Annotated in this window: 23 protein-coding genes; 14 read left to right on the top strand and 9 right to left on the bottom strand. The window is 35.4% G+C overall.

Annotation, left to right across the window (positions count from 1 at the left end):
- Positions 1-29 precede the first annotated feature (29 nt).
- From fbaA to RTY06_RS02710, 3 genes are all read left to right on the top strand, one after another.
- Positions 30-1,097 (top strand): class II fructose-bisphosphate aldolase, encoded by a 1,068-nt coding sequence (fbaA, locus tag RTY06_RS02720; RefSeq protein ID WP_116036406.1) that lies wholly within the window; start codon positions 30-32, stop codon positions 1,095-1,097.
- An 87-nt stretch (positions 1,098-1,184) separates the two neighbouring features.
- Positions 1,185-2,042 carry an acetyl-CoA carboxylase, carboxyltransferase subunit beta gene (gene accD, locus RTY06_RS02715; protein WP_116036408.1) on the top strand — a complete coding sequence of 286 codons (858 nt, stop codon included), beginning with the start codon at positions 1,185-1,187 and terminating at the stop codon, positions 2,040-2,042.
- 54 nt (positions 2,043-2,096) lie between these two features.
- Complete coding sequence (locus RTY06_RS02710) at positions 2,097-2,606, top strand: DUF6973 domain-containing protein (protein WP_409450821.1); 510 nt, start codon at positions 2,097-2,099, stop codon at positions 2,604-2,606.
- A gap of 52 nt (positions 2,607-2,658) precedes the next feature.
- Here RTY06_RS02710 and RTY06_RS02705 read toward each other — a convergent pair whose 3' ends face one another.
- The 4 genes from RTY06_RS02705 to RTY06_RS02690 all read right to left on the bottom strand — a co-directional run bounded on the left by RTY06_RS02705 (position 2,659) and on the right by RTY06_RS02690 (position 6,499).
- Entirely contained in the window at positions 2,659-3,723 is a 1,065-nt protein-coding gene (locus RTY06_RS02705; protein ID WP_312822618.1) for a T9SS type A sorting domain-containing protein, read from the bottom strand.
- A 243-nt stretch (positions 3,724-3,966) separates the two neighbouring features.
- Entirely contained in the window at positions 3,967-4,767 is an 801-nt protein-coding gene (gene metQ, locus RTY06_RS02700) for a methionine ABC transporter substrate-binding lipoprotein MetQ (RefSeq protein ID WP_312822617.1), read from the bottom strand.
- Positions 4,768-4,827: 60 nt separating this feature from the next.
- Complete coding sequence (metI, locus tag RTY06_RS02695) at positions 4,828-5,481, bottom strand: methionine ABC transporter permease MetI (protein ID WP_074235866.1); 654 nt, start codon at positions 5,479-5,481, stop codon at positions 4,828-4,830.
- Positions 5,471-6,499, bottom strand: a complete 1,029-nt coding sequence (locus tag RTY06_RS02690) for a methionine ABC transporter ATP-binding protein (RefSeq protein ID WP_312822614.1) — start codon at positions 6,497-6,499, stop codon at positions 5,471-5,473. Before RTY06_RS02690 ends, metI begins: the two co-directional genes overlap by 11 nt.
- 882 nt (positions 6,500-7,381) lie before the next feature.
- On the opposite strand from RTY06_RS02690, the gene lysA reads away from it, so the two are divergent.
- The 3 genes from lysA (at position 7,382) to RTY06_RS02675 (ending at position 9,942) form a co-directional block, all read left to right on the top strand.
- Positions 7,382-8,581, top strand: coding sequence for a diaminopimelate decarboxylase (lysA, locus tag RTY06_RS02685; RefSeq protein ID WP_312822612.1), 1,200 nt, complete (start codon positions 7,382-7,384; stop codon positions 8,579-8,581).
- A 64-nt stretch (positions 8,582-8,645) separates the two neighbouring features.
- A complete protein-coding gene (locus tag RTY06_RS02680; RefSeq protein ID WP_312822611.1) occupies positions 8,646-9,383 on the top strand; it encodes a hypothetical protein in 738 nt (245 codons plus the stop codon).
- Positions 9,384-9,432: 49 nt separating this feature from the next.
- Positions 9,433-9,942 carry a hypothetical protein gene (locus tag RTY06_RS02675; RefSeq protein ID WP_312822609.1) on the top strand — a complete coding sequence of 170 codons (510 nt, stop codon included), beginning with the start codon at positions 9,433-9,435 and terminating at the stop codon, positions 9,940-9,942.
- A 130-nt stretch (positions 9,943-10,072) separates the two neighbouring features.
- On the opposite strand, the gene RTY06_RS02670 is transcribed toward RTY06_RS02675, so the two are convergent.
- Positions 10,073-10,642, bottom strand: coding sequence for a Crp/Fnr family transcriptional regulator (locus RTY06_RS02670; RefSeq protein ID WP_312822607.1), 570 nt, complete (start codon positions 10,640-10,642; stop codon positions 10,073-10,075).
- A 10-nt stretch (positions 10,643-10,652) separates the two neighbouring features.
- On the bottom strand, positions 10,653-11,417 hold the full coding sequence (gene surE / locus RTY06_RS02665; RefSeq protein ID WP_312822606.1) for a 5'/3'-nucleotidase SurE: 765 nt from the start codon (positions 11,415-11,417) through the stop codon (positions 10,653-10,655).
- 169 nt (positions 11,418-11,586) lie between these two features.
- Here surE and RTY06_RS02660 point away from each other — a divergent pair, with 169 nt between their 5' ends.
- Positions 11,587-13,707 carry a carboxy terminal-processing peptidase gene (locus RTY06_RS02660; protein WP_312822604.1) on the top strand — a complete coding sequence of 707 codons (2,121 nt, stop codon included), beginning with the start codon at positions 11,587-11,589 and terminating at the stop codon, positions 13,705-13,707.
- Positions 13,708-13,743: 36 nt separating this feature from the next.
- Here the strand turns inward: RTY06_RS02660 and RTY06_RS02655 are convergent, their stop codons facing one another.
- Entirely contained in the window at positions 13,744-14,217 is a 474-nt protein-coding gene (locus RTY06_RS02655) for a YdeI/OmpD-associated family protein (protein ID WP_312822602.1), read from the bottom strand.
- A gap of 80 nt (positions 14,218-14,297) precedes the next feature.
- Positions 14,298-15,839 (bottom strand): glycine--tRNA ligase, encoded by a 1,542-nt coding sequence (locus tag RTY06_RS02650; protein ID WP_312822600.1) that lies wholly within the window; start codon positions 15,837-15,839, stop codon positions 14,298-14,300.
- Between the two features lie 189 nt (positions 15,840-16,028).
- Here RTY06_RS02650 and RTY06_RS02645 point away from each other — a divergent pair, with 189 nt between their 5' ends.
- Positions 16,029-16,730, top strand: coding sequence for a pseudouridine synthase (locus tag RTY06_RS02645; protein WP_312822598.1), 702 nt, complete (start codon positions 16,029-16,031; stop codon positions 16,728-16,730).
- Between the two features lie 9 nt (positions 16,731-16,739).
- Here RTY06_RS02645 and RTY06_RS02640 read toward each other — a convergent pair whose 3' ends face one another.
- Positions 16,740-17,399 carry a helix-turn-helix transcriptional regulator gene (locus RTY06_RS02640; protein WP_312822597.1) on the bottom strand — a complete coding sequence of 220 codons (660 nt, stop codon included), beginning with the start codon at positions 17,397-17,399 and terminating at the stop codon, positions 16,740-16,742.
- Between the two features lie 95 nt (positions 17,400-17,494).
- On the opposite strand from RTY06_RS02640, the gene RTY06_RS02635 reads away from it, so the two are divergent.
- From RTY06_RS02635 to RTY06_RS02610, 6 genes are all read left to right on the top strand, one after another.
- Complete coding sequence (locus tag RTY06_RS02635; RefSeq protein ID WP_312822595.1) at positions 17,495-17,884, top strand: YbjN domain-containing protein; 390 nt, start codon at positions 17,495-17,497, stop codon at positions 17,882-17,884.
- Positions 17,885-17,897: 13 nt separating this feature from the next.
- Positions 17,898-18,590: a PspA/IM30 family protein gene (locus RTY06_RS02630; protein WP_312822593.1), complete on the top strand. Its 693-nt coding sequence runs from the start codon at positions 17,898-17,900 to the stop codon at positions 18,588-18,590.
- A 20-nt stretch (positions 18,591-18,610) separates the two neighbouring features.
- Positions 18,611-18,805: a DUF4177 domain-containing protein gene (locus tag RTY06_RS02625; RefSeq protein WP_312822591.1), complete on the top strand. Its 195-nt coding sequence runs from the start codon at positions 18,611-18,613 to the stop codon at positions 18,803-18,805.
- A 13-nt stretch (positions 18,806-18,818) separates the two neighbouring features.
- A complete protein-coding gene (locus tag RTY06_RS02620; RefSeq protein ID WP_312822590.1) occupies positions 18,819-19,493 on the top strand; it encodes a hypothetical protein in 675 nt (224 codons plus the stop codon).
- 53 nt (positions 19,494-19,546) lie between these two features.
- On the top strand, positions 19,547-21,661 hold the full coding sequence (locus RTY06_RS02615) for a flotillin family protein (protein WP_312822589.1): 2,115 nt from the start codon (positions 19,547-19,549) through the stop codon (positions 21,659-21,661).
- Between the two features lie 94 nt (positions 21,662-21,755).
- Positions 21,756-26,591 (top strand): DNA repair ATPase, encoded by a 4,836-nt coding sequence (locus tag RTY06_RS02610; RefSeq protein WP_312822587.1) that lies wholly within the window; start codon positions 21,756-21,758, stop codon positions 26,589-26,591.
- Positions 26,592-26,602 lie beyond the last annotated feature (11 nt).

Below are 26,602 nucleotides of genomic sequence, written 5' to 3'. Positions count from 1 at the left end.
CAAAAAAAATCTTAAAAAAATATAATAAAATGAGCAGAAAATTTCCGGCAGGAGTTGCCACTGGTTCTTTAGTAACAGAAATATTCGATTATGCCAAAGAGAAGCAATTTGCGCTTCCTGCAGCTAATGTAATTGGTTCTAGTAATATCAACGCAACATTAGAGACTGCTGCGAAACTTAATGCACCTGTAATTATTCAGTTCTCAAACGGAGGTTCTATCTTCAACGCTGGAAAAGGTTTGAGTAATGAAAATCAAAGAGCTGCGGTTCTAGGAGCCGTTGCTGGAGCAAAACATATCCACACGTTGGCAGAAGCTTACGGAGCAACTGTTATCCTTCACACAGACCACTGTGCGAAAAAATTGTTACCTTGGGTAGATGGTCTTTTGGATGCAAGTGAAGAATTTTACAAGCAAAATGGAAAATCTCTTTACTCTTCTCATATGTTAGATTTCTCTGAAGAACCAATTGAAGAAAACCTTGAGGTTTCTGCAAAATACTTCGAGAGAATGAACAAAATGGGAATGACTCTTGAAATCGAATTAGGTGTAACTGGAGGTGAAGAAGATGGTGTTGACAACTCTGATGTAGATAGCTCAAAACTATACACTCAGCCAGAAGAAGTAGCGCACGCTTACGAAGTGTTGAAAGCTGTTTCTGATAACTTCACAATTGCTGCTGCTTTTGGTAACGTACACGGTGTTTACAAACCAGGTAACGTAAAATTGACTCCAAAAATTCTTGACAATTCTCAGAAATATGTTCAGGAGAAATTTGGAACTGGAGAGAAGCCTGTAAACTTCGTATTCCACGGAGGTTCTGGTTCTACTTTGGAAGAAATCAGAGAAGCTATCGGTTATGGTGTTGTAAAAATGAACATTGATACAGATTTACAATTCGGATATACAGAAGGAATCAGAGATTATATGACTGAGCAAATCGAATATTTGAGACATCAAATCGGAAACCCAACTGGAGCTGATGCACCAAACAAGAAATTCTATGATCCAAGAGTTTGGGTAAGAAAAGGAGAAGAAACTTATATTAAAAGATTGACTCAGGCTTTTGAAGACCTGAACAATATTAATACACTTTAATTAAATTATAAATTTTAGATTATAAATTTTAAATGTCACTGATGCTTAATTTTTATAATCTAAAATCTAAAATCTAAAATTCTATCAATGGCATTTGATTGGTTTAAAAGAAAGACACAAAACATCACCACTTCTACAGAAGACAAAAAAGACGTTCCAAAAGGACTTTGGCATAAAACTCCAACTGGAAAAATTATAGAAGCTGAAGAACTTAAAGCTAATAATTTTGTTTCTCCGGAAGATGGTTTCCACGTAAGAATTGGAAGTAGAGAATACTTCGATATGCTTTTTGATGATCAGAAATTCAAAGAGTTGGATGCTGAAGTGGAAAGTGTTGATATTCTTAAATTTAAAGATACCAAATCGTACACAGATCGTCTGAAAGAGGTTAAATCAAAAACAAAATTGACAGATTCTATCCGTAACGCAACCGGAAAAGTAAACGGTGTGGAAATGGTAGTTTCTTGTATGGATTTTGCTTTCATTGGTGGTTCTTTGGGTTCTGTGATGGGAGAAAAAATCAGAAGAGCTATCGACTATTGTATCAAAAATAAATTGCCTTATATGATTATCTGCCAATCTGGTGGAGCTAGAATGCAGGAAGCAGCTTACTCGTTGATGCAATTAGCAAAAGTTCAGGCAAAGTTGGTTCAACTTTCTGATGCAGGTTTGCCTTATATCGCTTATTTGACTGACCCGACTTTTGGAGGAATCACGGCTTCCTTTGCAATGACAGCAGATTTGATTATTGCTGAGCCAAGTGCATTGATTGGTTTTGCTGGTCCTAGAGTTATCCGTGAAACGATTGGTAAAGATTTGCCGGAAGGTTTCCAGACATCAGAGTTCTTGCAGGAAAAAGGTTTTGTAGATTTTATCGTGAAAAGGACAGAAATCAAACAACAGGTTTCTAGAGCAGTTAAACTTTTGATTCACGAATATCATTAATCAAATTATTAATGTGAAAATATACTCTCTCAAATCTGGGAGAGTTTTTTATTGATGAGATTTGTAGGTATATTTTTTAGAACACTGAAATCCTTAACCCTGAAAAAACTTTTCAAGGTATTTACTGTTGGGATAATGCATCCATTGTTTGCAATATTGTATGTGTATGCAAGCTTTAAAGCATTCAAAATAGCAAAAGAATTATATCCGAAGACCAATTCTAATAGTGGGATAGGAAATGCGTTTCGACACGCTTATTGGTGTTGTATGATAATGATGTATTTCTGTAAAGTTTCTTCACCTGAGAAATCTCTCAAATGGTGCAAAAAGTTAACAAATATGCACGAAGAACTTTTCCCGAATGAACCTTTGGAAACTAAAATGGACTTGCATAATAACAAAATTGGGATGGATTATTTTATGAGTCTATTGCCGGGAGTTCATCGTCAGTTTTTCGAGAGTAGTTTTTTCATAGAAGGACTTCAGAAAAAATTAGAAGAAGCGGTTTTGATTAAATCAATTGATGAAGAAGTCGATGAAAATATCTTAATCTATTTAGAATAAAAAAAGCGCTCAATTTGAGCGCTTTTTCCTTAATAATTAAATGAAAAGAATTTTACTTCTTTACGAATTTCTTAGTTGTAGTTTTTCCGATCTCCAAAGTTATTTTGATGAAGTAGTTTCCTGAAGTTAAACGAGAAACGTCAACATTAGTCTCTTTAGTTTCTATAATTTTTTGTCCTGTTATGGAAAGAACTTCTACAGATTTCAAAGCATTTTCTGTATTGATTTTGATGAATTTGTCAGCTGGATTAGGTCCGAAAGAAAAATCAACTTTACTGAAATCGTTTACAGCCAAAGTGTTGTTAGATTTGTTCACACATCTTACAGAATAACCAAAGCTTTTTGCATCTCCACCAAAGCCTGTTGTACTACCTGCATATGTTCCTAGGTAAACGTAACGATAAAAGTTTGGATTTGCACTTGCAGATCTTGTCCAAAGATAAGCACGCGTCCCCTCAAAAGCCCACGACGCATCTTTACGAGCTCCAGCCCCAGCAATTTTTAAGTTACTTTCAAAAGCTCTTTGCATTCCATTTGTAGTTGCGCCGTCTGGTTTTGGAAAGATATTTTCTTTTGTCATTACAAGATCCCAATCTGCTTCAGATGGCATTTCCCACTCATCTCCGATTGCTTTACAAGGATCCATTCCGTTATGTTCTGTAACTTCTGAAAGGCTTTTTGCGGTCCAATCATCATTCTGATCTGGATTTGCAAACCAACCTGTATAGTTGGAAGACCAAGGTGTTCCTCCACCAATATAGAACAAAGTGTTTCCAGCTCCCAAACCAACAGGATTATTAGGTGTAGGATAAGTTTCTGTAGTATCAGAATTTTTTAATTGATGACCATCATCCCAACGTCCGTATTGGAAATAATCTCCGCGAGCACCTTCATCTGCAATGCTTGTAGCAACGTTTGAACTTCCAAGATTCTGCTGTAACCATTCGTATCCGTCTGCTGCTCTTACAGTCTTATAAGAAACGGATTGATTTTGATAAGTTAAACTTACACAACCTGTATCTCCCACGTTTGCTCCAGCAGCTTGTGGAGTGCAGTTTTGAGCTTTTAGGTTTACAACAATTGCAAATAATCCTAAACAAAGATATTTATTAATCATATTTCTAAATTTTTCGCAAAATTATTATTTAGAATAAATAAAAACTAATAAAATGATTTAAATCATAATCAAATATTATGACTAAAGTTTTATTTCGCTATTATAATGGAATAATAAGAGCGTGTCTTGATTTTTAATTAATTATAATTTATAAATCATAATTAATTTTTGATGAATTATAAATAAAATTGGCGATTCAATCAGAATCACCAACTTAAAAAAACTAGATATAACGTGAAAGTTTTACCACGCTTTTACAGCACCTCTTTTGAAGGTTTGTTTAGCAGCAGATTCTACTTCCGGAGATTGATAAGCTTGTACAAATTTTTTCACTTTTTCATCATTTTTATTATCCTCTCTGGAAACGATAAGATTAGCGTAAGGCGAATCTTTATCTTCTGTGAAAAGACCTTCTTTTTCTGGGTCAAGGCCAGCCTGAGCTGCAAAATTGTTATTGATAATTGCCAAAACCACTTCTTTATCTTCCAAAACTCTTGGGATTTGTGGTGCTTCTAATTCTAAGATTTTCAAATTTTTCGGATTAGCAACAATGTCTGTCACTTTAGGAAGCAAACCAACGCCGTCTTTTAACTTTAATAATCCTTGTTTTTGTAATAATAATAAAGAACGTCCGCCATTGGTTGGATCATTTGGAATCACAATAGTTTGACCAGGTTGTAATTCCGAAATTGATTTTATCTTTTTAGAATAAGCAACAATTGGAAATACAAAAGTTTTCCCCACAACAGCTAATTTATAACCACGTTGTTTAGATTGTTCTTTCAAATAAGGCAAATGCTGAAAAGCGTTCACGTCCACATCACCTTGACTCAAAGCTTCATTGGGAACAACATAATCGTTGAATGTAACCAATTCTACCTCCAAACCGTATTTCTCTTTCGCTACTTTTTTTGCGGCTTCGGCAAGATTTTGTTCCGGTCCTGTTGCGATTCCGACTTTTAGAACATTCGGGTTTGATTCTTTTTTATTGCAGGCTGATAAAGTAATAATAGCCAATGCTAAAGCAAATATTTTCGATTTCATTTTTTTATAATTTATAATTCTAATTTTAAAGCAAAAAGCTAATTGCTAGCTGCAAATTATTTATCTATGATTGAATTTTTTCGAAAGCAGGTCTCCAGAAATCTGAATAATGAAAACCAGCACAATTAATAATATAAGGACAGAATTCATTACCGCAAAATCGTATCCGATATAACCGTATTGATAACCAACTTGTCCCAATCCACCGGCTCCAACTGCACCTCCCATTGCAGAATAACCAACTAAAGTAATTAATGTAATACTCACATTATTGATTAATGACGGCAAAGCTTCTGGTAAAAGGACTTTTCGGATGATTTGAAGCGGTTTTGCGCCCATTGCTCTCGCTGCTTCTATCAAACCTGAAGGGATTTCCAACAGACTGTTTTCTACCAATCTCGCAATGAATGGAGCGGAACCTACACTCAACGGAACCAATGCCGCAGAAACGCCAATCGACGTTCCAACAATAGTTCGTGTGAAAGGTATCATCCAGACAATGAGAATGATAAAAGGAATCGAACGGAAAATATTGACTATAATTGATACGATTTGGTGTGATATCTTATTTTCCAATAATTGGCCTTTTCTTGTGAGAAAAAGAAAAATTCCCGTCGGTAGTCCTAAAACAAATCCGAAAAATCCTGAAACCAAGGTCATTACAACAGTTTCAATCGTCCCTTGAAATAACAAATTGATAATACTATCCGACATAACCTAAAATTTCTGTGTTTACATATTCATTTTCCAAGTAAGCCAAAGCTTCATTGGTGTTTCCTTCTTTCAGTTCCAAAAGCAAAACTCCGAAGTTCAAGTGACCAACATATTCCAATTGAGCACTGATAATCTTTGCTTTAACATTGAATTTCTCGTATAAATTAATGATAACCGAACTCTGAGCTTCGTTTCCGCTAATGAGAATTTTGACCAAAGGATTGTTATCTTCACTATTAATATTGCTGATAGAATTCTGATAAATCGAAGGCAATTCCACATTCAGAGAAGATTGAATAAAGCCTTTCGTGATTTCTTTTTCAGGGTGAATAAAAATCTGCTCAACTTTTCCTTGTTCTGCTAATTGTCCATTGTCAATCACGGCAACTTTATCACAAATGCTTTTAATCACTTCCATTTCGTGAGTGATGAGAAGAATAGTAAGATTTAGTTTTTGATTGATAGATTTCAAAAGTTGCAGAATCGATTTTGTGGTTGCTGGGTCAAGCGCGCTTGTCGCTTCGTCACACAACAAAACTTTCGGGTCATTTGCCAAAGCTCTTGCAATCGCAACTCTCTGTTTTTGTCCGCCAGAAAGATTCGCGGGATAATCTTTTGCCTTTTCTTTCAGTCCCACCAATTCCAAAAGCGAGTCCACTTTCTCCTTGATTTCCGACTTCGATTTTCCTTCTAATTCCAACGGAAAAGCTACATTTTCAAAAACCGTTCTTGATGATAACAAATTGAAATGCTGGAAAATCATCGCAATCTTTCTTCGTTCTAGAGTCAGTTGAGAATCGGAAAGTTTTGTCAATTCAATTCCATCAACAATTACTTTTCCATCGTTTGGTTTTTCCAGAAGATTCACGCATCGGATGAGCGTACTTTTTCCTGCGCCCGAAGTTCCAATCACACCGAATATTTCCCCTTTCTCAACAGTCAGGGAAACGTCTGACAATGCTTGGACAACCTTATTTTTAGTAGTAAAACGTTTGGAAACGTTTATCAGTTCAATCATTTTTATTCATTAGTTAAAAAATAAAAAACCTTTCACATAGAAGTATGAAAGGTTTTCAAAATAAAAACACTATTATTACTTCTTCATATATATTCGAAAAGTTAAATCGTAGCAACAAAACATTCTTCCTGACATAATAGTGTTTTAAAAAAAAGCCTGTGCAAAAGTAAAAACTCAATTCATACTGAACAAGTATAATTTAAAATAAATGACAAATGTCAGTTTTTGAAATATTAATTCAGGCTACTTTTTCCGTCTGTAGTTTATCCTGAGCTTGACGAAGGCCTCACTATTTGTCACTCTGAGGTTCTCGAAGAGTCTGCTCAAAGCGAGGAACGAGATTCATCGATTCAAATAAAAAAATATAAAAGATGATGAGGTAAGTCGGGGCGCGACAATTCGACTTCAAATTTTAGCATAGTATTTACCGTGAATTTTGTCATTCCTTAGGAATCTAGACTGTCTAGATTCCTAAGGAATGACAAAAGTATATTTTTTATGGGAACTAATGTTTTATGTAGAATCCCACAGCCCGATTTGAGTGGAAATCCTTTTTTGCCAACCTTCGAATTCTATTTAAATGGAAAATCGTCTGCAAAAAAGATTGGGAGCCCTTCGATAAACTTAGGATAAACTACAGGCGGATAAAGCTGCCCAAAATAAAAATCAACCCAAAACATTGCAGGATTTACAGATAAACTCTAATTTTGCGAAAAATTTTAACAAAAGCAATGCAATATTTTAAACAAAGCAAAATCGGAAAAAAGGGAGCTGTAAGGTTCTCTAAGGTTTGGAATGTATAAAGAGTTGCGTGCATAAGATATCTATTGCGGCAGACTCTTTTTACAAGAATCTGCCTTTTTATTTTTAAAAATCTACCTTATGACAAATCAGGATTTGCTAAGTATAGCAAAAGAATTCGGGACACCCGTTTATGTTTATGACGTTAATTCGATACGCGAACAGTACGAAAAACTGACTTCTTCTTTCTCGAAGAATACAAGATTTTTCTACGCAGCCAAAGCCTTAACCAATATCAATATCCTGAAATATGTCGAAAAGCTAGGAGCTTCTCTTGACTGCGTTTCTATCAACGAAGTGAAAATGGGTTTGAAAGCAGGTTTCTCAAACGATAGAATTCTTTTCACTCCAAATTGTGTTGACCTTGCAGAAATCGAGGAAGCCATGTCTCTGAATGTTCATATCAATATCGATAATATTTCGATTTTGGAACAATTTGGAAATAAATTCGGTGGTTCTTATCCTATTTTTGTGAGAATCAATCCACATATTTTTGCAGGAGGAAATTATAAAATCTCAACAGGTCATATTGATTCTAAATTCGGAATTTCTATTCATCAGCTTCGTCATATCGAGCGCGTTATGAAATCTACTAACATCAATGTTGAAGGTCTTCATATGCACACGGGAAGCGAGATTAAAGACCCGGATGTTTTCCTTCAAGGTTTGGAAATTATGTTCGAATTGGCAGAACATTTTCCAAATCTGAAATATCTGGATATGGGAAGCGGTTTCAAAGTTCCTTATCAAGACGGCGACATCGAAACGGATGTGAAATCTCTTGGGAAAAAAGTTAACGCTGCGATTAAAAAACACGAAGAATCTACAGGAAAAAAATTCCAACTTTGGTTTGAACCCGGAAAATTCTTGGTAAGTAAAAGCGGGCATTTCCTTGTAAAATCGAATGTAATCAAACAAACAACGGCGACTGTTTTTGTTGGTGTTAATTCAGGATTCAATCATTTGATTCGTCCGATGTTCTACGATTCTTATCATATTATCGAGAATCTTTCCAATCCAAAAGGTCCAGAAAGAATCTATACTGTGGTTGGAAACATTTGTGAGACAGATACTTTTGCTTGGGACAGAAAAATCAATGAAGTGAGAGAAGGCGATATTATTGTTTTCAGAAATGCCGGAGCTTATGGTTTTGAAATGAGTTCTAATTTCAATTCTAGATTGAAACCTGCGGAAGTAATGTTCCTTGACGGAAAAGCACATTTGATAAGAAAAAGAGACGAGTTCGAGGATTTGTTAAAAAATCAGATAGAAGTTTTGTAATTTTTAAAAACTTTGCTCGAAAAGCAAAGTTTTTTTAATTTTAGAAACTAATAACTTTATATCAATGAAAACTTTCTTTTTGGGCATATTCTTCTTGTTTATAAACTTTGCCAACGCTCAAATTTTGGAATCATTTCCACAAGATCAGGATTATTATGAAGGAGGTGTTTCCAAACTCTATCAAGAAATTAACCGTATCATTCATCATAAAAATCTTAAGCCTTGTGATAGCAAAAAGGAAGTTTATGAGGCTAAATTATTATTAACGAAAGATTCTAAGTTGAAATTTATAACAGACTTCGACACAGTCAATATTACTAAAAATAAATGTGCTTACGAATTAACGTTAGATTTATTAAAAGAATTAAAGAATGAGAAATCCTGGAAACCCGCTGTTGTAAAAGATATAAAATACGATGCTATTGTAAGATTATTCATTGTCCCTAGTCATCTTTTCGGAAGTTATAAAGATTCTTATAATCCGCACCAGTACTATATTCCTGCAACTTATAAAGGAGGAGAAAAAAAACTTAATAAAGATGTACATGATAATTTTATGTCTATTTTTGAAGATTATCATGTGAACGGAAGTATCTATTTGGATTTTGTTGTGGATGAAAACGGAGACATTATCAATCCTATTCTTTCTCCCGATATTAATAACGCTGATTTTAAAAAAGAGATATTTCGAACACTAAAAAGAATGAGTGGTAAATGGAATCCTGCTTATCTTGATGGCATAGCTATAAAACAAAAAAAATCACTTCCTTTAAAATTTTCGGTAAGTTTTAATGAAAGATAGATTTATTCCTAACAACTTTTCTTTTATCATTTTTACAAAATCAAATACTATGAAATCAATATTATTTTCGTTAAGTTTATTAATTGGTTCTTTTTCTTTTGCTCAAGCCAATAATGATATAGAAGAATCTATGAATATCGATATTCCTATGATGGATGCAACTGCTAGTTCTGTGACTTATAATGTTCGAGGTGTTTATCAAATCAAAGACGCCAATTGTAATCCTTCTGACTTTAAAAGTCTGAGATTCCCAGGTGGAACAGATGCTTATATCAAAGCATTGAAAGAAAAACTGCAGCAAAATGTCAACTGGAATACTTATGCCATCAATGGATTATTCTTTGTAAAAATGGACATTACAAAAGATGGCGTTCTATCCAAAGTTGAAGCCGGACCAAAAGTGGCGAACAGCGAACCTTTTCTGAAAGATTTGAAAGATGCAGCAACAAAGGTTAATAAAACTTGGATTCCTGCAAAATGCAATGGGAACCCAATTGATTCAAAAGCTATTTTAAAAATCGATTTCTCATCGATGACTTATGATAATGCTTTTAACTAAAAATTGAACAACAAAAAAGCACTCAGCTAAAACTGAATGCTTTTTTGTTTTTTTTTCGTCATTTGGATCCTCAAATCCTTTGATTTCTGCAAAAGTAGAACAATTATTTTTCATATAAAATGAACCTCGGTTAAGAAATTCGTTTTCTTATTCTACTGAGAGCCTGTGGTGTTATTCCCATATAAGATGCAATATGCTTCAGCGGAAGTACCTGAAAAAGGTTAGGTTGCTCTTTCATAATTTTCAAATATCGCTCTTCGGCTGTTTCACTTAACAAAGAAAATTCTCGATTGAGTTTTTCTACATACAGACTTTCCACAGTCAATCTTCCAATGAGATTTCCAACAGTGTGAGATTTGTAAAGTTCCTGCAAATCGTTGTAATGAACTCGCCACACTACAATATCTGTCAAAGCTTCTACATTGCATCTAGAAGGTGTTCTTTGTGTAAAAGAATCATAGACGGTAAGATATTGATAATTAAAAACAAATCTAATGGTCAAATCTTTGTTGTCTTTCTCAAAAAAAAGTCGAGCGATGCCAGTTTCTACAAAAGATAAATAATTCTCTACTTCTCCTACTTTTAAGATGATATCTTTCTTTTTATACTCTGTTCGGATATTTTTTTTGGTAAACTCTGCCCATTGTTTTTCTTCCAGAGGAATGCCCTTGGAAAGAAGGTATTGTTTGATAAGCTCCATTCATTATTTTTTATTGATAAATAGAGTTGAGCTCATTCATGTATTCGTAAGCTGTCAAATCAAATTTTACAGGAACAATACTGATATATCCATTGGCTAAAGCTGTCTCATCCGCATCTTCGGATTGATCCATATTGTTGAAATAACCTGTCAACCAATAATATTTTTTTCCATGTGGATTGGTTCTTTCGTCAAAGCTTTCTTCCCATTTTGCGTTGGCTTGTTTACAAACTTTGATTCCTCTGATGTCGCCTTTTTTAAGATTTGGAATATTAACATTGAGAACAACACCTTTTGGAATCGGATTTTCCAAAGTCTTTAGAATGATCTCTTTGATAAATTCTTCTGCTTGGTCAAAATCTGCTTCCCATTTCAAATCTGAAAGTGAAAAACCAATTGCTTGTAAACCTTCTACTCCAGCTTCCACAGCTGCAGACATTGTTCCTGAATAGATCACATTAATGGAAGAATTAGAACCGTGATTGATTCCGGAAACCACCAAATCTGGTCTTCTTGGAAGAATTTTATCCAAAGCCATTTTCACACAATCTACAGGTGTTCCAGAGCAGGAAAAATCCTTTTGAGGTCCGTCAAGATTCAGTTCCTCGAAGCTTAAAGTGGAGTTGATTGTGATTGCGTGACCTTTTCCGCTTTGTGGAGAATTGGGTGCTACTACAATTACATCTCCTATTTGGTTGACTATGCTGATTAATTTTCTAATTCCCGGTGCTGTGATTCCGTCATCATTGGTTACTAGTATTAAAGGTTTACTCATAATTTTCTTTTAATATTTTTCGCTTTTTGCGATATTTTCATAATTCTTTCAAAAATAACCAATTTATAATACTTTAATTAAAATAAGGTATTAAATTTGGTTTTGTTTTTGAATGCACTCGTAACTTTCAAAAGAAAAAAATACTAATCCTAGTACAGATTTAAAATATATGTTCAAAAAAATCAAGTTAAAGAAACTATTGATGTTTGCGCCTCTTATGACGCTAATGTTCTGTTTCAACTCCCCACAAAATGATGATGAAAAAATGCAAACCATTATGGTAAGCGTTAAAAATACACTCTCTTATCTTCATTACAGTCCAAAACCTATTAATGATGCTTATTCTCAGGATGTTTATGACAAATACTTTGAAAGCGTAGACGCGTCCAAAAGATATTTTCTACAGTCTGATATGGATGAGTTCAAAAAGCATTATACAAAGCTGGATGATTATCTTAATCAAGGAAATTTAGTTTTTTATAAATTGACTATTGACAGACTTTATCAGCGTGTTGATGAGATTGATAAAATGACTCAGGATATTCTTTCCAAGCCTATTAATTTGGAAGAAAATGACGAATTGATTCTTGAACCAAAGAAGAGAGTGAACCCAATTGATGCTAAACAACAACGCGAAGAATGGAAAAAATACATCAAGTATAATATCCTTCAGGAAATTGAAACATTGACCAGCAAAGAAGAAGCTCAGAAAAAGAAGAAAGATTCTGTGGTCAATAATAAACTGAAAGATACTATCAAATATGAGCCGCTTTCTATGGAAAAGAAGCGCGAGAAAGCGACGGCAGAAGTTAAAGATTTGATTACAGACTCTTTCAGAAGATTCAAAAAGAGAAAGAAAATGGACTGGTTTACGGTTTATATGAACGCGTACAGCGAAGTTTTTGATCCGCATACTAACTATTTTTCTCCTAAAAACAAAGAAGAATTTGACGCCCAATTTACAGGGAAAATCATTGGGATTGGCGCTTTGATTCAAGAAAAAAGAGGCTACTTATATCTTGGCGAATTGACAATCGGCGCACCAGCTTGGAAATCAAAACAACTGACTTCTGGGGATAAAATCCTTAAAGTAAAATCAAAACCAAATGAAGAACCAGTCAACGTTGTTGGAATGTTGTCCGATGAAGCTGTAAGATTAATCCGAGGCGAAAAAGGAACACCTGTGACTTTGACTGTTGAGAAAAAAGATAAGACTATCAAAGAGGTAACGATGATTCGTGAAGAAGTAGCTATTGAAGACACTTTTGCAAGAAGTATTGCTGTGACTGCGAAAAACGGAAAAAAATACGGATTTATCTATCTTCCAAGTTTCAACGTAGATTTTGAAGACCCCAAAGGCAGAAATGCTTCCGATGATATCAAAGCGGAATTAATCAAGCTTAAGAAAGAAAATGTTGAAGGAATCATTCTTGACCTTAGAAGTAATGGCGGAGGTTCTTTGACAGAGGTTGGCGATATTATGGGATTGTTTATGAATGCTGGACCTTATGTTCAAGTAAAAGACAGCCGTGGAAAAGTTCAAACTTTGAGTAACAAATCCAACGAACCAATCTGGACAGGTCCGCTTGTAGTGATGCAAAACGAATTGTCTGCCTCGGCTTCAGAGATTTTGGCAGGAGCTTTCCAAGATTATGGAAGAGCAGCGATTATTGGTTCGCCAAGTTCTTTCGGAAAGGGAACAGTTCAGACTTTTGTGGAACTTAACAGATTCTTGAATACAAACGATGATTTTGGAGCTTTGAAGCTAACGATTCAGAAATTCTATAGAATCACCGGAGAATCTACTCAAAGAAAAGGCGTGGAATCTGACCTTAAGATGAAGGATTTCTTTTCTTACTCAGAGGTTGGAGAACGTTTTGACCAATTCGCTTTGCCTTGGGACAAAATCGAAACAACTTCTTATAAAAAATTGACTGGACTTAATATTCCTCAACTGCAGGCAGAATTAGACAAGCAATTGGCTGATAACAAGAATTACAAAATGTTACAGGAATCTGCTGAATGGAAAGAAGCGCTTGACAAAGAAGAAACAATCACCTTGAATCAAACTAAATTCAATGAGTTGATGAAAACTCGTAAAGCTCAGATTGATAAATTTAAAGGTTTGGATAAGTTCAGTAACGGATTGAAATTCACCATTCATCCGGACGAAGCAGAAAGAATCAAAAAAGATGAAGCATTTGCTAAGAAAACAGAAAACTGGAGAAAAAATCTTGAAAGAGATTTCTATCTGGAAGAAACGGTAGATGTACTTTCGAAAATCAAATAACAGAAAAGGAACTCAATTTTGAGTTCCTTTTTTTGATTAAATTCCTTTTTTACCTTCCAAAAGCATTTCTATCATTTTGATTTTTCGACGTTCGCGCGTTTCCTCTTTTTTGGCTTCTTCTATCCAACGGATATATTCTTTCTTGTGTGTATAGGACATTTTTTCGTAGAACTTTTTCGCTTTTTCTTTTTGATTGAGCAATACTTGAACATCGTCTGGAATAATAACGATTCGTTCTTCTTTGTCTTCCCAAAGTTTAACTTCTACTGTATCTCCGAATGTTTTTCCTAATTCTTTTCTAATCGCTTGAGTCAGTCCCAGCCTGTGAAAATTGCCGCCCATATTGGCAAGGCTGCTTCTGTATTCCACTTTATCATCAAGCAGAACTTTGACTTTAACTTGTCCTTTCTTTCCAAATAATTCCACTGTATCAAATGGAAAATTTACAAAGGCAGCGTTGATATCTTGATGTTGCTGGATTTCTGCTGAGAAAATGATTGGTTGAGTCATAGTTTAAAATAAAAAAATCCCGAACTCAAATGTCGGGATTTTTATTTTATTAAAATTGTCAGTCTGAGGCTCTCGAAGACTTAGATCTTAGAAAGCAAAGTCCTAAAATTCACTTTCTCATCAATAATTCTTCTCAGCTCAGAAACCGGAACTCTTTCCTGCTCCATTGTATCTCTGTATCTCAAGGTTACAGTATTATCATTCAAAGAATCGTGGTCAACTGTGATGCAGAAAGGCGTTCCAATCGCATCTTGTCTTCTGTAACGTTTTCCGATGCTATCTTTCTCTTCAAAAATTACATTGAAGTCAAACTTCAAATCATTGAAAATCTTATCCGCAAATTCAGGCAAACCATCTTTCTTCACCAAAGGTAAAATAGCTGCTTTTACAGGAGCCAAAGCTGGCGGTAAACTCAAAACTGTTCTTTCCGAACCGTCTTCCAAAACTTCATCCTTCAAAGAGTTGGAGAAAATTGCTAAGAACAATCTATCCAAACCAACCGAAGTTTCTACAACGTAAGGCACATAGTTTTCATTTCTTTCCGGGTCAAAATACTGGATTTTTCTACCAGAGAATTTCTCGTGAGCCGAAAGGTCAAAGTCCGTTCTACTGTGGATTCCTTCCAATTCTTTGAAACCAAATGGGAAATTAAACTCGATATCAGCAGCCGCGTTAGCATAATGCGCCAATTTTTCGTGGTCGTGGAAACGGTAATTATCTTCACCTAAACCAAGCGCCAAATGCCAGTTAAGACGTGTCTTCTTCCAGTTTTCGTAGAATTCCAACTCCGTTCCAGGAGGTACGAAATATTGCATTTCCATCTGTTCAAATTCTCTCATTCTGAAAATAAACTGTCTCGCAACAATCTCATTTCTAAATGCTTTACCAATTTGAGCAATTCCGAAAGGTAACTTATGACGGGAAGTTTTCTGAACGTTAAGATAATTAACAAAAATACCTTGAGCTGTTTCCGGTCTTAGATAAAGGTCAGTTGCAGAATCTGCAGAAGCACCCAATTTAGTTCCGAACATCAGGTTGAATTGTCTCACTTCCGTCCAGTTTTTAGAACCAGTATCTGGGTCAGCGATTTCCAATTCCTCAATCAAAGCTTTTACGTCAGCAAGGTCTTCTTTTTCAAGAGATTTTGCCAATCTGGAAAGGATAGCTTCTCTTTTTGCTCTGTATTCCAGAACTCTTGGATTGGTTGCTACGAACTCTGCTTTATCAAAAGCATCACCAAATCTCTTAGCCGCTTTTTCTATTTCTTTATTTTCCTTGTCTTCGATTTTGGCGCAGTAATCTTCCACCAAAACATCCGCACGGAAACGTTTTTTAGAATCTTTGTTGTCAATCAACGGGTCGTTGAACGCATCCACGTGTCCAGAAGCTTTCCAGATGGTTGGGTGCATAAAAATGGCAGAATCAATCCCAACGATATTTTCGTTCAGCTGAACCATCGCTTTCCACCAGTATTGTTTGATATTATTTTTCAGTTCCGCACCGTTCTGTCCGTAATCGTAGATTGCCGAAAGTCCGTCATAGATTTCGCTGGAAGGAAAAATAAAACCATATTCTTTAGCGTGGGAAACCACTTTTTTGAAAACATCTTCTTGCTTTGCCATAATTTATGTTGAATTGAAGTGCAAAAATAACGATTTTAAGTGATTTTGAATGATTTTTTTTAGGAGCGGGGAACCTGCTTTCCGCTATATCTTTTGTCTGCCTTTCTCCACTCCGTTGCGCAAGACAGACAAAAGGATGCCACTACAATCAGGGCTAGAAAGTCAGTCGAAAATCTCTATTTTTGCAAAATGTTAGAAATTCTTTATCAAGACGACTATCTTATTGCCATCAACAAACCGAGCGGGCTTTTGGTTCATAAGTCAAAATATGCCGGTCCAGCAGACGAATATGCTGTAGACAAACTAACGAATCAAATCGGGAAAAAGGTTCATCTTATTCATCGTCTGGATAGGAAAACTTCGGGTGTTTTGCTATTCGCTTTCGATAAAGAAACGCTTAAACTAGTTAGTGATCAGTTTATGAATCGCGAAGTGGAGAAAAAATATCTAGCAATTCTACGAGGTTGGACAAAAGAGGAAGAAACGATTGATTATGATTTGACCAATGAAAATGAAATCGTTCAAAATGCAGTTACCTATTATCGTCGTCTGCAAACTTCGGAGATAGATTTGCCATTTTTAAAACATCCAACTTCTCGTTATTCTTTCGTAGAAGCAATTCCCGAAACAGGTAGATTTCATCAGTTAAGAAAACATTTCAAACATATTTTACATCCCATTTTAGGTTGCAGAAAACATGGCTGTAATAAACAGAATAAATTATGGTTGAATGCTTTTAATGTCACCGCGATGCCTTTACATTCTCATCAACTTAATTTTAAACATCCTATTACAGAACAAAATATTTCCATCAATGCAAGTTTGAATGTGAATCCTGATTTTTTACAAATAGGAAAAATATTAGGTTTTGATTTTGAGGAATATATTTAGGTTCTAGAGTTAAATAGCTTTCTCAAATTTCCCATAAAATTTCCAAAAGTTATCGATTGTACTAACATCGAATTTCTCCTCGTGCCAGTCATTCAATAAAAGAAAGATCTGCTTTTCCTCAATTCTAAATTTTCCAATAAAAAAAGATTCTTCTGTAAAAAACAAGCCATATTGTTGGTCCAAGGTATGAAGCAGGTCAACTTCCAACTTTTTGAAAAAAGCAATATCAGTCTCTCGGAAAAGAAAATCAGAGTGATGATTAACAGATTCGTCCAGTTCCAATGCCAAAAAATCTTTCGGGCTGTAAATCGGAAATTGGATTTTTGGTAAAGCATCCAGATTTTCATTGAAACTATTGATCTGCGGAAGATGATTGCGGTCTATAAAAGGAATGGTTTTAAAATCGGAAACCATTTCTGGAACTTTGGTTTCGAAGTGATCTTCAAAGTTCAGAATCTCGTTTACAGAGATATTATTATTAAGTAAGTGATCAAGTGGAATGCTAAAATAATTGGCAATTTTTGTCACAACATCTATTTTAGGCTCTGCTCTCTGCTCTTCATAGGATGATATGTTTCCTCTTGAAAGTTCAAATAACTCTGCAAAAGCCTGTTGGCTAAAGCCTTTTACCTTTCTGAGTTTCTTTATGTTATGACCTATTTGGCTCATTTTGCAAAAAATTTTGTTAAATATTGCTAATTATTTTAGCAAATGTATTATATTTGTAACAAACATACAAACAAATAATAAAAAATTAACTAACAATGGACTTTGAAACAGTAGAAAAATATATCCTTGACCTTAATTACAAGGTCATGCATAAGTCCGAAGACACTGGTGTTTTTGTAATAGAAAATACTTTGGACGGAATAAGAAATCTAATTGTAGGTATTGCACCTCCGGTTATCATTTTTGAACAATATCTGTTTACGATTAATAATGACAATATAGATATGTTCAAATCTCTTTTGATGAAAAATAGAGATATGATTCACGGAGCGTTTGCTATTACCGAAGATGGGAAGAAAGTGATTTTTCGATATACTTTGCAGATTCACAATCTTGATTTTAATGAGTTTGAGGCGGCGATCAATTCATTAAGTCTGTTGATGAGTGAATATTATGAACAATTAATTCAATTTTCAAAACTTTAAAAACCACATCAAAATGAATATTTTTAAAAGAATTTTCAGAATAGGACAAGCTGAGATCCATTCTGTTGTAGAAAAAATGGAAGATCCGATCAAGATGACCGAACAAGGAATTAGGGAAATGAGAGAAGATCTTGACCAATCTTTAGAAGCTTATGCAAAAGTGAAAGCTTTGGCAATTCGAACAAAAAATAATGCAACCAAAAAGGAAGAAGAATCTAGTGAGTTTGCAAACAAAGCGGTTTTGCTTTTACAAAAATTACAAAATAATGAATTGGAAGCCGATAAAGCAGAATCGCTTGCAAAAGAAGCTTTGATGTTGAAAAAGCAACTTATCGCAGAGTCTGTGGAGCTTAATAAACAAGCTGTTGTCCATGAGAATTCTGTTTTGGAATTGCAGAAGAATATTGATGTTCTAAAGTTCAATATCAACAAATGGGAAAGTGAGCTTTCTACTCTTAAAGCAAGAGTGAAGGTTTCCAATGCAACAAAAGAGGTAAACCGTCAAATGGCAAAAATAGATTCTAATTCCACAATCAGTATGTTGGAAAGGATGAAAGAGAAAGTGGAAGAAGATGAAGCGCTTTCACAGGCTTACGGATCAATGGCTTTGGGTAGCAAAAGTGTAACTGATGAAATCGATGAAGCATTGGGAACTCATTCTGTAGATAAAGATCTGGAAGAACTCAAAAAACAACTAGGAATGTAAAATTCTAAAAACAAAAAATAATGAAAAAGAGATTTGAATATAAGACCATTGAAATAAAACCTAAAAGCATTTGGTCTGTAAAAATTGAAATAAGTGATTTAGAAAATGAACTTAATAAGCTTGGAATGGATGGTTGGGAAGTAGTTACCATGGTTCCGTTTACTTCTACTGGTACAACGCAAGGTTTTTTATATACGCTAAAAAGAGAACTTTAAAAATCTTTAAGATATGGCAGAAATCTTTAATCTATTATTCAATCCGCTTCCAAATGGAGTTATGACGGTGCTTACAGGTGTATCATTGCTGTATTGGGTGTTTGTCCTTTTTTCTGGTGACGGTTTGGACTTTGGCGTAGATGGAGATCTGGATGTTGACGTAGCTGGAGATATAAGTGATGTGGATGGAGATGCAGATACAGGAGACCTTCAGTCTGGTTTTTTTTCTAAAGCATTAGATTTTATCAATGTAGGGAAAGCGCCAATAATGGTCATTGTTACTTTGTTCAAATTCATAGGTTGGATCATTACCATTACAACATCATTGTTTATCTCGGTAGGTCAATTCGGATATTGGTCTCTATTGATTCTCATTCCTATTTTCATCATTACCTATTTTCTGATGCATTGGATAACAAAGCCGATTGCTAAGTTTTATGAAAATGTAGGTTATCACGGTGAAGATCCTCTCGACTTTCTAGGAAGAACAGGAATGATGAAATCTTCCGTAGATGGAGGTAAAATTGGTTCTGCCGAGTTCAAGATCAATAAAGATGTTATCCGGCTAAACGTCAAAAGCTTTGATGGGCAGGCGATTGCTTATAACGATGAGGTTATTGTGGTAGATGAAGATAAAAATCAAAAAATATATTTCGTACAAAAAGACATTAATATCCGGAATATCTAATCAAATATTAAAAACAAATCATTAATAATTAACAAATTAAATAATCATAAACTATGACACAGATGACTATTTTAGCGATTGGTGGAGTCAATGTTATTTTCATTGCAATCGGAGTAATTGTCTTTTTATTCTTCGCCTTTTTGGTGGTCCTGAGTTCTTTTTATAAGAAAATTCCTCAAGGTAAAGCAATTGTAAGAACAGGTTTTGGAGGAACCAAAGTGGCCTTTAACAAAGGGATGTATGTTGTGCCTATTTTTCACAAGATGGAAATTATGGACATTTCCGTTAAAAAAATAGATATCGCCCGTATGGAGAACGACGGATTGATCTGTAAAGACAACATTCGTGCAGATATCAAAGTGGCTTTTTTCGTGCGAGTGAACAAATCGGTTGATGACGTGATCAGCGTTGCACAGAATCTGGGAACAGAAAGAGCAAGTGAGCCAGAAACTTTGAAAAGTATTTTCGAGGCCAAGTTTTCGGAAGCTTTGAAGACAGTAGGTAAAAAATTCGATTTTATAGAATTGTACGAAGCTCGTAGAGAATTTAGAGATGAGATTCTGAATATCATCGGAACCGACCTTAATGGCTATATTCTTGATGACTGTGCGATTGATTATCTTGAACAGACAGAACTGAAATTCTTAAGTCCTGATAATATTCTTGATTCGGAAGGAATCAAAAAAATCACCGAATTAACGGCTCAACAAAATATGAATGCCAACCTGATTCGCAGAGCTGAAGAGAAAACCATCAAAAAACAAGACGTAGAAGCGCGTGAGGCGATATTGGAACTGGAACGTCAGCTGGCAGAAAAAGAAGAACGCCAAAAACGTGAGATAGAAAATATCAAAGCTCGTGAAAATGCAGAAATCTTGAAAGTCAATGAAGAAGAACGCCTTAAAGCTGAAACAGTAAGGATTTCTACCGAAGAATCTTTGGCAATCCAAGAAGAGAACAAGCTTCGTCAGATTATCATTGCTGAGAAAAATAAACTCAGAACCGATGCTGTGGAAACCGAAAGAGTAGAAAAAGACCGTGCTTTGGAACAGACCGAAAGAGAAAGAATTGTTACTTTGGCTCAGATCGAGAAAGAAAGAACCATCGAAACAGAGAAGAAATCGATTCAGAATGTGATCAAAGAGCGTGTTCAGTTGGAAAAAGGCGTTGTGGAAGAACAACAAAACATCAAAGATGTTGAAACTTACAGAGATGCTGAACGTAAGAAACAAGCGGGTGTAATTGCTGCAAGTCAGGAAGCGGAAGAAAAATTGGTTTCAACGGTCAAAGCGGCAGAAGCCGCAAGAATTGCTGCAGAGCAGGAAAAAGAGAAAAAAGTAATTGATGCAGATGCACAGAAACTAATTGCAGAGCGTAAAGCACAAGAATTACTGATCGATGCAGAGGCTAAAAAAGAAGCCGCAGCAAAAGAAGCGGAAGCTAGAAAAATTATTGCAGAAGCTCAGGCAAAAGAAGAAGCGGCAATCGGTCTATCAGAAGCAGAAGTAATGATTGCAAAAGCGGATGCTGTTGAAATCCAAGGAACGAAAGAAGCTATAATCATTGAGAAAAAAGCCGAAGCTGTTCGTAAAGAAGGTTTGGCTCAAGCCGAAGTGGTTCGTGAAAAAGCACTTGCAGAAGCGAAAGGAATCGAAGAAAAAGCTGCCGCAATGAAGATTCTCAACGAAGCCGGACAATCTCACGAAGAGTTCAAACTCCAGTTACAGAAAGAGAAAGATGTAGAATTGGCTCAGATCAATATCCAAAAAGATATTGCTTCTGCACAGGCTAATGTTCTTTCCGAAGCGCTTAAAAATGCTAAAATCGATATTGTGGGTGGAGAAACGATGTTCTTCGAGAATATTGTAAAACAAATTTCTAATGCGAAAGGATTCGATCATTTGATCAATAATTCTCAACACGCTTTGGATATCAAAGACTCTCTTTTAGGACCTGATGGAAAAGGTGATTTAGCAGAAAAGATCAAAGGCTTGGCTGACCGTTACGGAATATCATCCAACGACATCAAAAACCTGACGATTACAGCCGCTTTGATCAAGCTACAACAAGCAGCTGTGTCTGCTGAGAATTCCGATGATGCAAACTTTGTCAATTCTCTTTTCGGGATGGCAAAAAACCTCGGGATCTCTAACAAAAAATTAGGATAATTTTCATTCATATTATTACAGGATTGTCATTTTGAACTTTAGCAAGATGACAATCTGTATAATAGATTTCAAACGCATTAATACATAAAATTAAATGCAAGAAGAAACAAAAAATCAAAATAATCAGTTGGATTCCGGAACTTACGAGATCATCAAAAAACGTCTTCAGGCGCAGAAAGACGAGTTGATTCATCGTTTGCAGAACCTTAATGAAGCTCGAAAAGAAATCTTCAGCTCTACGAGTTTTGTTCTGAAAGCCAACCAAAGAATCGATACAGAAAATACAGGTGTGGCAAGAGGAATTATTGCGATAGAGGATTTGTGTATTTTTGGTTACAATGTTCATTTCGGGCTTCGGACAGAGATTCAGTTGGAAGATGTTTTCAGTATCTATAAGTTTGACGGAGGACAATTTATCCCACAATCCTTGGATCTGATCAATGACGCGAACTTCATTACAGATTATCAGAATTTATATAAATATTACAGAGATTCTATTTTTTCAAAATTCAGAAAGACAGAGAATTATCTCTATATGATTTTCCAGATCAGCAAAAATGCGGATGACCTAAAAGCATTCAAATGGCTGATAAAAAACGGAAAGCTAATCTATCAGGACGACAGAAGTATCCACGAAGTCAAAATACCGCCGCAATTGGATTTCGAATGGATAAAAACATCTTTGGAAGATCGTCGTCTTGGGAAACATCCGCACGTTTCTATTCTGGACAAAGTTTTTATCGAGGCTATTGGTGGCGATATCACTTTCAAGATAGAAGACAATACCGATACTGGAAAAGGAATCTACTCAGAAAAAGTTGCGAATTTCGACCAGCAATTGGATGACGCCGAGTATTATTACGCCGATTTAGGGAATCTTATTGCAATCAGGATAAAACCTTATCAGGAGAATTTCCGTGCTTTTGTTTTCAATGTCCGTACAAAAGAAGTGGTCAATCTTTCTTCTATGAACGAGGCAGCTATTTTGTTGCCGGACAATCAGGGGATTATTTTTTCCAACGGATATTATCTCCAGAACGGGACCAACAAGATTTTTGACGCGCAACTGGAAAATATCCAGTTCATCAGAAAAGTAGCGTCTCCCAATGGCGAAGATTTTCTTTACATTTTTACGCAAAGAGAGACCAATACTTACATTTTGATGTCGTATAATATCATTCAGCAATTGGTAGAAACACCGATTATCTGTAATGGATTCACGATTTTCAATGATGGAAGTATGATCTATTTCCGAACAGAGCCGGAAGCTACCAGACATCATCAAGTTCAGATCTGGGAAACACCTTATATGGAACGTCTCATCGAGAATGATGAAAAAAAGGATGACCCGTTGTACAAAGTGGGAAACAAGCAGATTGTGCAAGCCATGGCAGAAGCACAGGAAGTGGTTTTACTTATCAACAAAGAAGACAGCTACGAAGGTCTTTATGAAGATATTTTGAGAAAATCCGGGTCGTTGATTGATTCTTATTTCTGGATAAATGATGCTTCACTTAAAAATTTAGGTGAACCTTTGAAACAGATAAAAGAAGTTGCCAACACAGCGATTGATGAGTTTGTCAAAGTACAGACACAGAGAAAGTTTGCTCAGGAAACACTTCAGAAAACAGACAAGAAGCTGGAAGAGTTGATGTTCCAAATCAACAGCACATTGGTGGAAACGCTTGACCAGATGGTACATCAGCTGGCAGATACAAGACGTTTGCAAGGTGAAGTTATCGATTTGAAAAACATTCGGTACATCGATATTGAAAGAGTTGATGAACTTTTAGAAAAACTGAATGTTCTTAATTCTGAACTTTCTGAGAAAACAATTGCTTTTCTTCTGAGGGATGAAGCATTGATTCCTTACGAGCAAAAAGTTACGGAGCAAAAGCAAAAAGTTGAGCAAATCACCAAAGTTTTTGATGCCAAGGAAATTGAGGAAACCAATTCGGTAATTTCTTCTGAACTCGAATTGCTGATTGATATTCTCAACAGTCTGAAGATTGAAGATGCGACTCAAACGACAAAAATTATAGAAAAGATTTCCTTGATTTTTGCTTCTTTAAATGAAGTTCGCGCACAACTCACAAGAAAACTGAATTCTCTCAAAAGCAGCGAAGCCATTGCAGAATTTTCGGCTCAATTGACTTTACTGGAGCAATCGGTGACCAATTATCTGGAGCTTTCTACTTCGGCTGATAAGGTGGACGAATATTACACCAAAATCGTGGTTCAGCTGGAGGAATTGGAAAGCAAATTTTCAGAATTCGATGATTTTGCATTGAAGATTGCGGACAAACGCGATGAGGTTATCAAAGCTTTCAGTACGAGAAGAGAACAAATTGTTGAACAAATCAACAAGCGGACTTCGTCATTAGAACAAATCGGTTTGCGAGTCCTGAAAAACATCGAGAATAAGTCAAAAACTTTCACAACCAGAGAAGATGTGTTGAGTTTTTATGCTTCGGATTTGATGGTCGATAAGATTCGCCAATTGGTTTCTGAACTGAAATCGTTGAATGATGTTTCCAAAGCTGAAAACTTAGAAAATCTTATCAAAAAATCTCAGGAAGATGCACTGAGAATTCTACGTGATAAAACAGAATTGTACGTTGATGGACAAAACATCATCGCACTGGGGAAACACAAGTTTACTGTTAACAATCAGTCTTTGAGCTTAACACTTCTCAATAGAAATGGTGAAATTTTTTATCATCTCACAGGAACGAGTTTTTATCAAAAGGTTAAGAACAACGAGATTACGACTTTTCAGGATATTTGGGAGCAGGAATTGATTTCGGAGAACAAAGAAGTTTATCGTGCAGAATATTTGGCTTACAAGACTTTTCTGGCTTCGAAAAATGTAAAGGATTTTAATGCTGAGCAATTTATCACGCAAACTGTTGAGCAGAATTATTCTGAAAATTACATCAAAGGCGTTCATAACTTCGATGCATTGCAGATTTATAATGCAATAAAATCGATGGATGAGAAGTTGGATTTGCTTCGATACAAAGGTAGTCTTCGTGCGACGGCGCAATTGTTTTGGCATCATTTGTCAGAGGAAAGAAGAAATAAAATCAATGCTTTGATTCATTCTACACATTCGATTTTAAAGACTTTTCCGAACTCAAATCGTTATGAATCTGTTATTAATGAAATCATAATTGAGTTTTCTAACTGGAAAACGACTTTAGATTGTACAGAAATTGATTCGAGGGAAATTGCAACTTACTTATTCCAAACATTCACCAAATATGGAAAATTTTCTTTGAGTGAAATCTCTGACCATTTGAAACAGGAATTCGTGAGATTATTAGAATCCAAAAAGTCACTGAAGGATTTCCAGACCGATTTGGAAAATGAGCAATTCTCTCTGGTTGACAGATATTATTTGGTTCTCAATTGGCTTCATTCCTTTATTGATGAAAACGAAAGTCTGGAATATTCCAGAAATTATATCGAAGAAACGGCAACATCTTTACTATTTCCAAAAGATGAATATGAACTGATTTTCGGGAAAGATGAAGCGGAAGTTTCTGAACTCAAAGGGAATCACACGATTTTAAATAACGGAACTTTCAAAATCAATTATTATGCTTTTATTCATAAGTTATCTCTTTTTGCGACTGTTAGCGTTCCTAGTTTCGATTCTTTCGTAAAGCTGAAAGAACAGTTGAGTAAAAACTATGAAAAAGAACTCAAAATCAATGAATTTGAACCAAAAGTTCTCACTTCTTTTGTCCGAAATAAATTAATTAATGAAGTTTATTTTCCATTAATCGGAAATAATTTGGCAAAACAATTAGGTGCTGCTGGAGACAACAAAAGAACGGCAAGAATGGGGATGTTGCTTCTGATTTCGCCGCCTGGTTACGGGAAAACCACGTTGATGGAATATCTTGCCAAAACAATGGGATTACACTTTGTAAAAGTAAACGGACCAACGATTGGACATTCTATCACATCCATTGACCCAATTGAAGCCAAGACGTCCGGAGAAAGAGAAGAGTTGAAAAAAATCAATCTATCATTTGAGATGGCGGATAATGTGATGTTGTATCTGGATGATATTCAGCATTTGAATTCGGAGTTTTTGCAAAAATTCATTTCTCTAGCCGATGGACAAAGGAAAATCGATGGAATCTTTGAAGGAGAAAGCAAAACTTACGATTTGCGAGGAAAACGTTTTTGTATTGTAATGGCTGGAAATCCTTACACAGAAAGTGGCTCCAAATTCCAAATCCCGGATATGTTGGCAAACCGTGCCGATGTGTACAATTTGGGAGATGTGATTGGTGATACGGAACATCTGTTCAAACTCAGTTTGATAGAAAATGCAGCGATAGAAAATGTAAATCTGGAAAAAATTGCGAGCAAGTCTTTCAAAGATTTTTATGCTTTGATAGACTTTGTAGAATCTGGAGCAGAACAATTACCAGACTTAGAAGGTAATTATCTGAAACAGGAAGTGGATGATTTTATGGCTGTTCTAAGACATATTCTTAAAATCAGAAATGTTGTGGTAAAAGTCAATCAGAACTATATTTTGTCTGCAGCAATGCAAGATGCGTACAGAACAGAACCGCCTTTCAAGATGCAAGGTTCTTATAGAAATATGAGCAAATTGGTGACGCAAGTGGTTCCGATGATGAATGATAAGGAAATCGATGAATTGATTCTGGCGCATTACGAAAGCGAATCTCAAACTTTGACGGCCGATACGGAAAGTAATCTATTGAAACTGAAAGAAATCGCAGGATTAATTTCTAATGACGAAACAAAACGTTGGGAGGAAATCAAAGAGATTTTCAAAAAGAACAACAAACACGGCGGACTCGGAAAAGACGACAAAGTCTTTGCTGAAATAATAAACCTCAATGAAAATCTCGAAGGCATTATCAATGCTATAAAAGGAAACTAATAACCATTATA

This window comes from Epilithonimonas sp. (genome assembly GCF_032055105.1).
GTDB lineage: Bacteria > Bacteroidota > Bacteroidia > Flavobacteriales > Weeksellaceae > Epilithonimonas.
The sequence above is the reverse complement of the archived record's forward strand: the minus strand, read 5'-3'. Positions and strand labels throughout refer to the sequence as shown.

What these genes read in the sequence shown, in the direction of transcription:
- RTY06_RS02640 (WP_312822597.1), bottom strand. Translation starts at nt 17,399, where the DNA reads ATGAGCCAAATAGGTCATAACATAAAGAAACTCAGAAAGGTAAAAGGC.
- RTY06_RS02710 (WP_409450821.1), top strand. Translation starts at nt 2,097, where the DNA reads ATGAGATTTGTAGGTATATTTTTTAGAACACTGAAATCCTTAACCCTG.
- RTY06_RS02655 (WP_312822602.1), bottom strand. Translation starts at nt 14,217, where the DNA reads ATGACTCAACCAATCATTTTCTCAGCAGAAATCCAGCAACATCAAGAT.
- RTY06_RS02645 (WP_312822598.1), top strand. Translation starts at nt 16,029, where the DNA reads ATGTTAGAAATTCTTTATCAAGACGACTATCTTATTGCCATCAACAAA.
- RTY06_RS02610 (WP_312822587.1), top strand. Translation starts at nt 21,756, where the DNA reads ATGCAAGAAGAAACAAAAAATCAAAATAATCAGTTGGATTCCGGAACT.
- RTY06_RS02635 (WP_312822595.1), top strand. Translation starts at nt 17,495, where the DNA reads ATGGACTTTGAAACAGTAGAAAAATATATCCTTGACCTTAATTACAAG.
- lysA (WP_312822612.1), top strand. Translation starts at nt 7,382, where the DNA reads ATGACAAATCAGGATTTGCTAAGTATAGCAAAAGAATTCGGGACACCC.
- accD (WP_116036408.1), top strand. Translation starts at nt 1,185, where the DNA reads ATGGCATTTGATTGGTTTAAAAGAAAGACACAAAACATCACCACTTCT.
- RTY06_RS02660 (WP_312822604.1), top strand. Translation starts at nt 11,587, where the DNA reads ATGTTCAAAAAAATCAAGTTAAAGAAACTATTGATGTTTGCGCCTCTT.
- RTY06_RS02690 (WP_312822614.1), bottom strand. Translation starts at nt 6,499, where the DNA reads ATGATTGAACTGATAAACGTTTCCAAACGTTTTACTACTAAAAATAAG.
- RTY06_RS02705 (WP_312822618.1), bottom strand. Translation starts at nt 3,723, where the DNA reads ATGATTAATAAATATCTTTGTTTAGGATTATTTGCAATTGTTGTAAAC.
- RTY06_RS02680 (WP_312822611.1), top strand. Translation starts at nt 8,646, where the DNA reads ATGAAAACTTTCTTTTTGGGCATATTCTTCTTGTTTATAAACTTTGCC.
- RTY06_RS02620 (WP_312822590.1), top strand. Translation starts at nt 18,819, where the DNA reads ATGGCAGAAATCTTTAATCTATTATTCAATCCGCTTCCAAATGGAGTT.
- metQ (WP_312822617.1), bottom strand. Translation starts at nt 4,767, where the DNA reads ATGAAATCGAAAATATTTGCTTTAGCATTGGCTATTATTACTTTATCA.
- metI (WP_074235866.1), bottom strand. Translation starts at nt 5,481, where the DNA reads ATGTCGGATAGTATTATCAATTTGTTATTTCAAGGGACGATTGAAACT.
- fbaA (WP_116036406.1), top strand. Translation starts at nt 30, where the DNA reads ATGAGCAGAAAATTTCCGGCAGGAGTTGCCACTGGTTCTTTAGTAACA.
- RTY06_RS02675 (WP_312822609.1), top strand. Translation starts at nt 9,433, where the DNA reads ATGAAATCAATATTATTTTCGTTAAGTTTATTAATTGGTTCTTTTTCT.
- RTY06_RS02615 (WP_312822589.1), top strand. Translation starts at nt 19,547, where the DNA reads ATGACACAGATGACTATTTTAGCGATTGGTGGAGTCAATGTTATTTTC.
- RTY06_RS02670 (WP_312822607.1), bottom strand. Translation starts at nt 10,642, where the DNA reads ATGGAGCTTATCAAACAATACCTTCTTTCCAAGGGCATTCCTCTGGAA.
- RTY06_RS02650 (WP_312822600.1), bottom strand. Translation starts at nt 15,839, where the DNA reads ATGGCAAAGCAAGAAGATGTTTTCAAAAAAGTGGTTTCCCACGCTAAA.
- surE (WP_312822606.1), bottom strand. Translation starts at nt 11,417, where the DNA reads ATGAGTAAACCTTTAATACTAGTAACCAATGATGACGGAATCACAGCA.
- RTY06_RS02625 (WP_312822591.1), top strand. Translation starts at nt 18,611, where the DNA reads ATGAAAAAGAGATTTGAATATAAGACCATTGAAATAAAACCTAAAAGC.
- RTY06_RS02630 (WP_312822593.1), top strand. Translation starts at nt 17,898, where the DNA reads ATGAATATTTTTAAAAGAATTTTCAGAATAGGACAAGCTGAGATCCAT.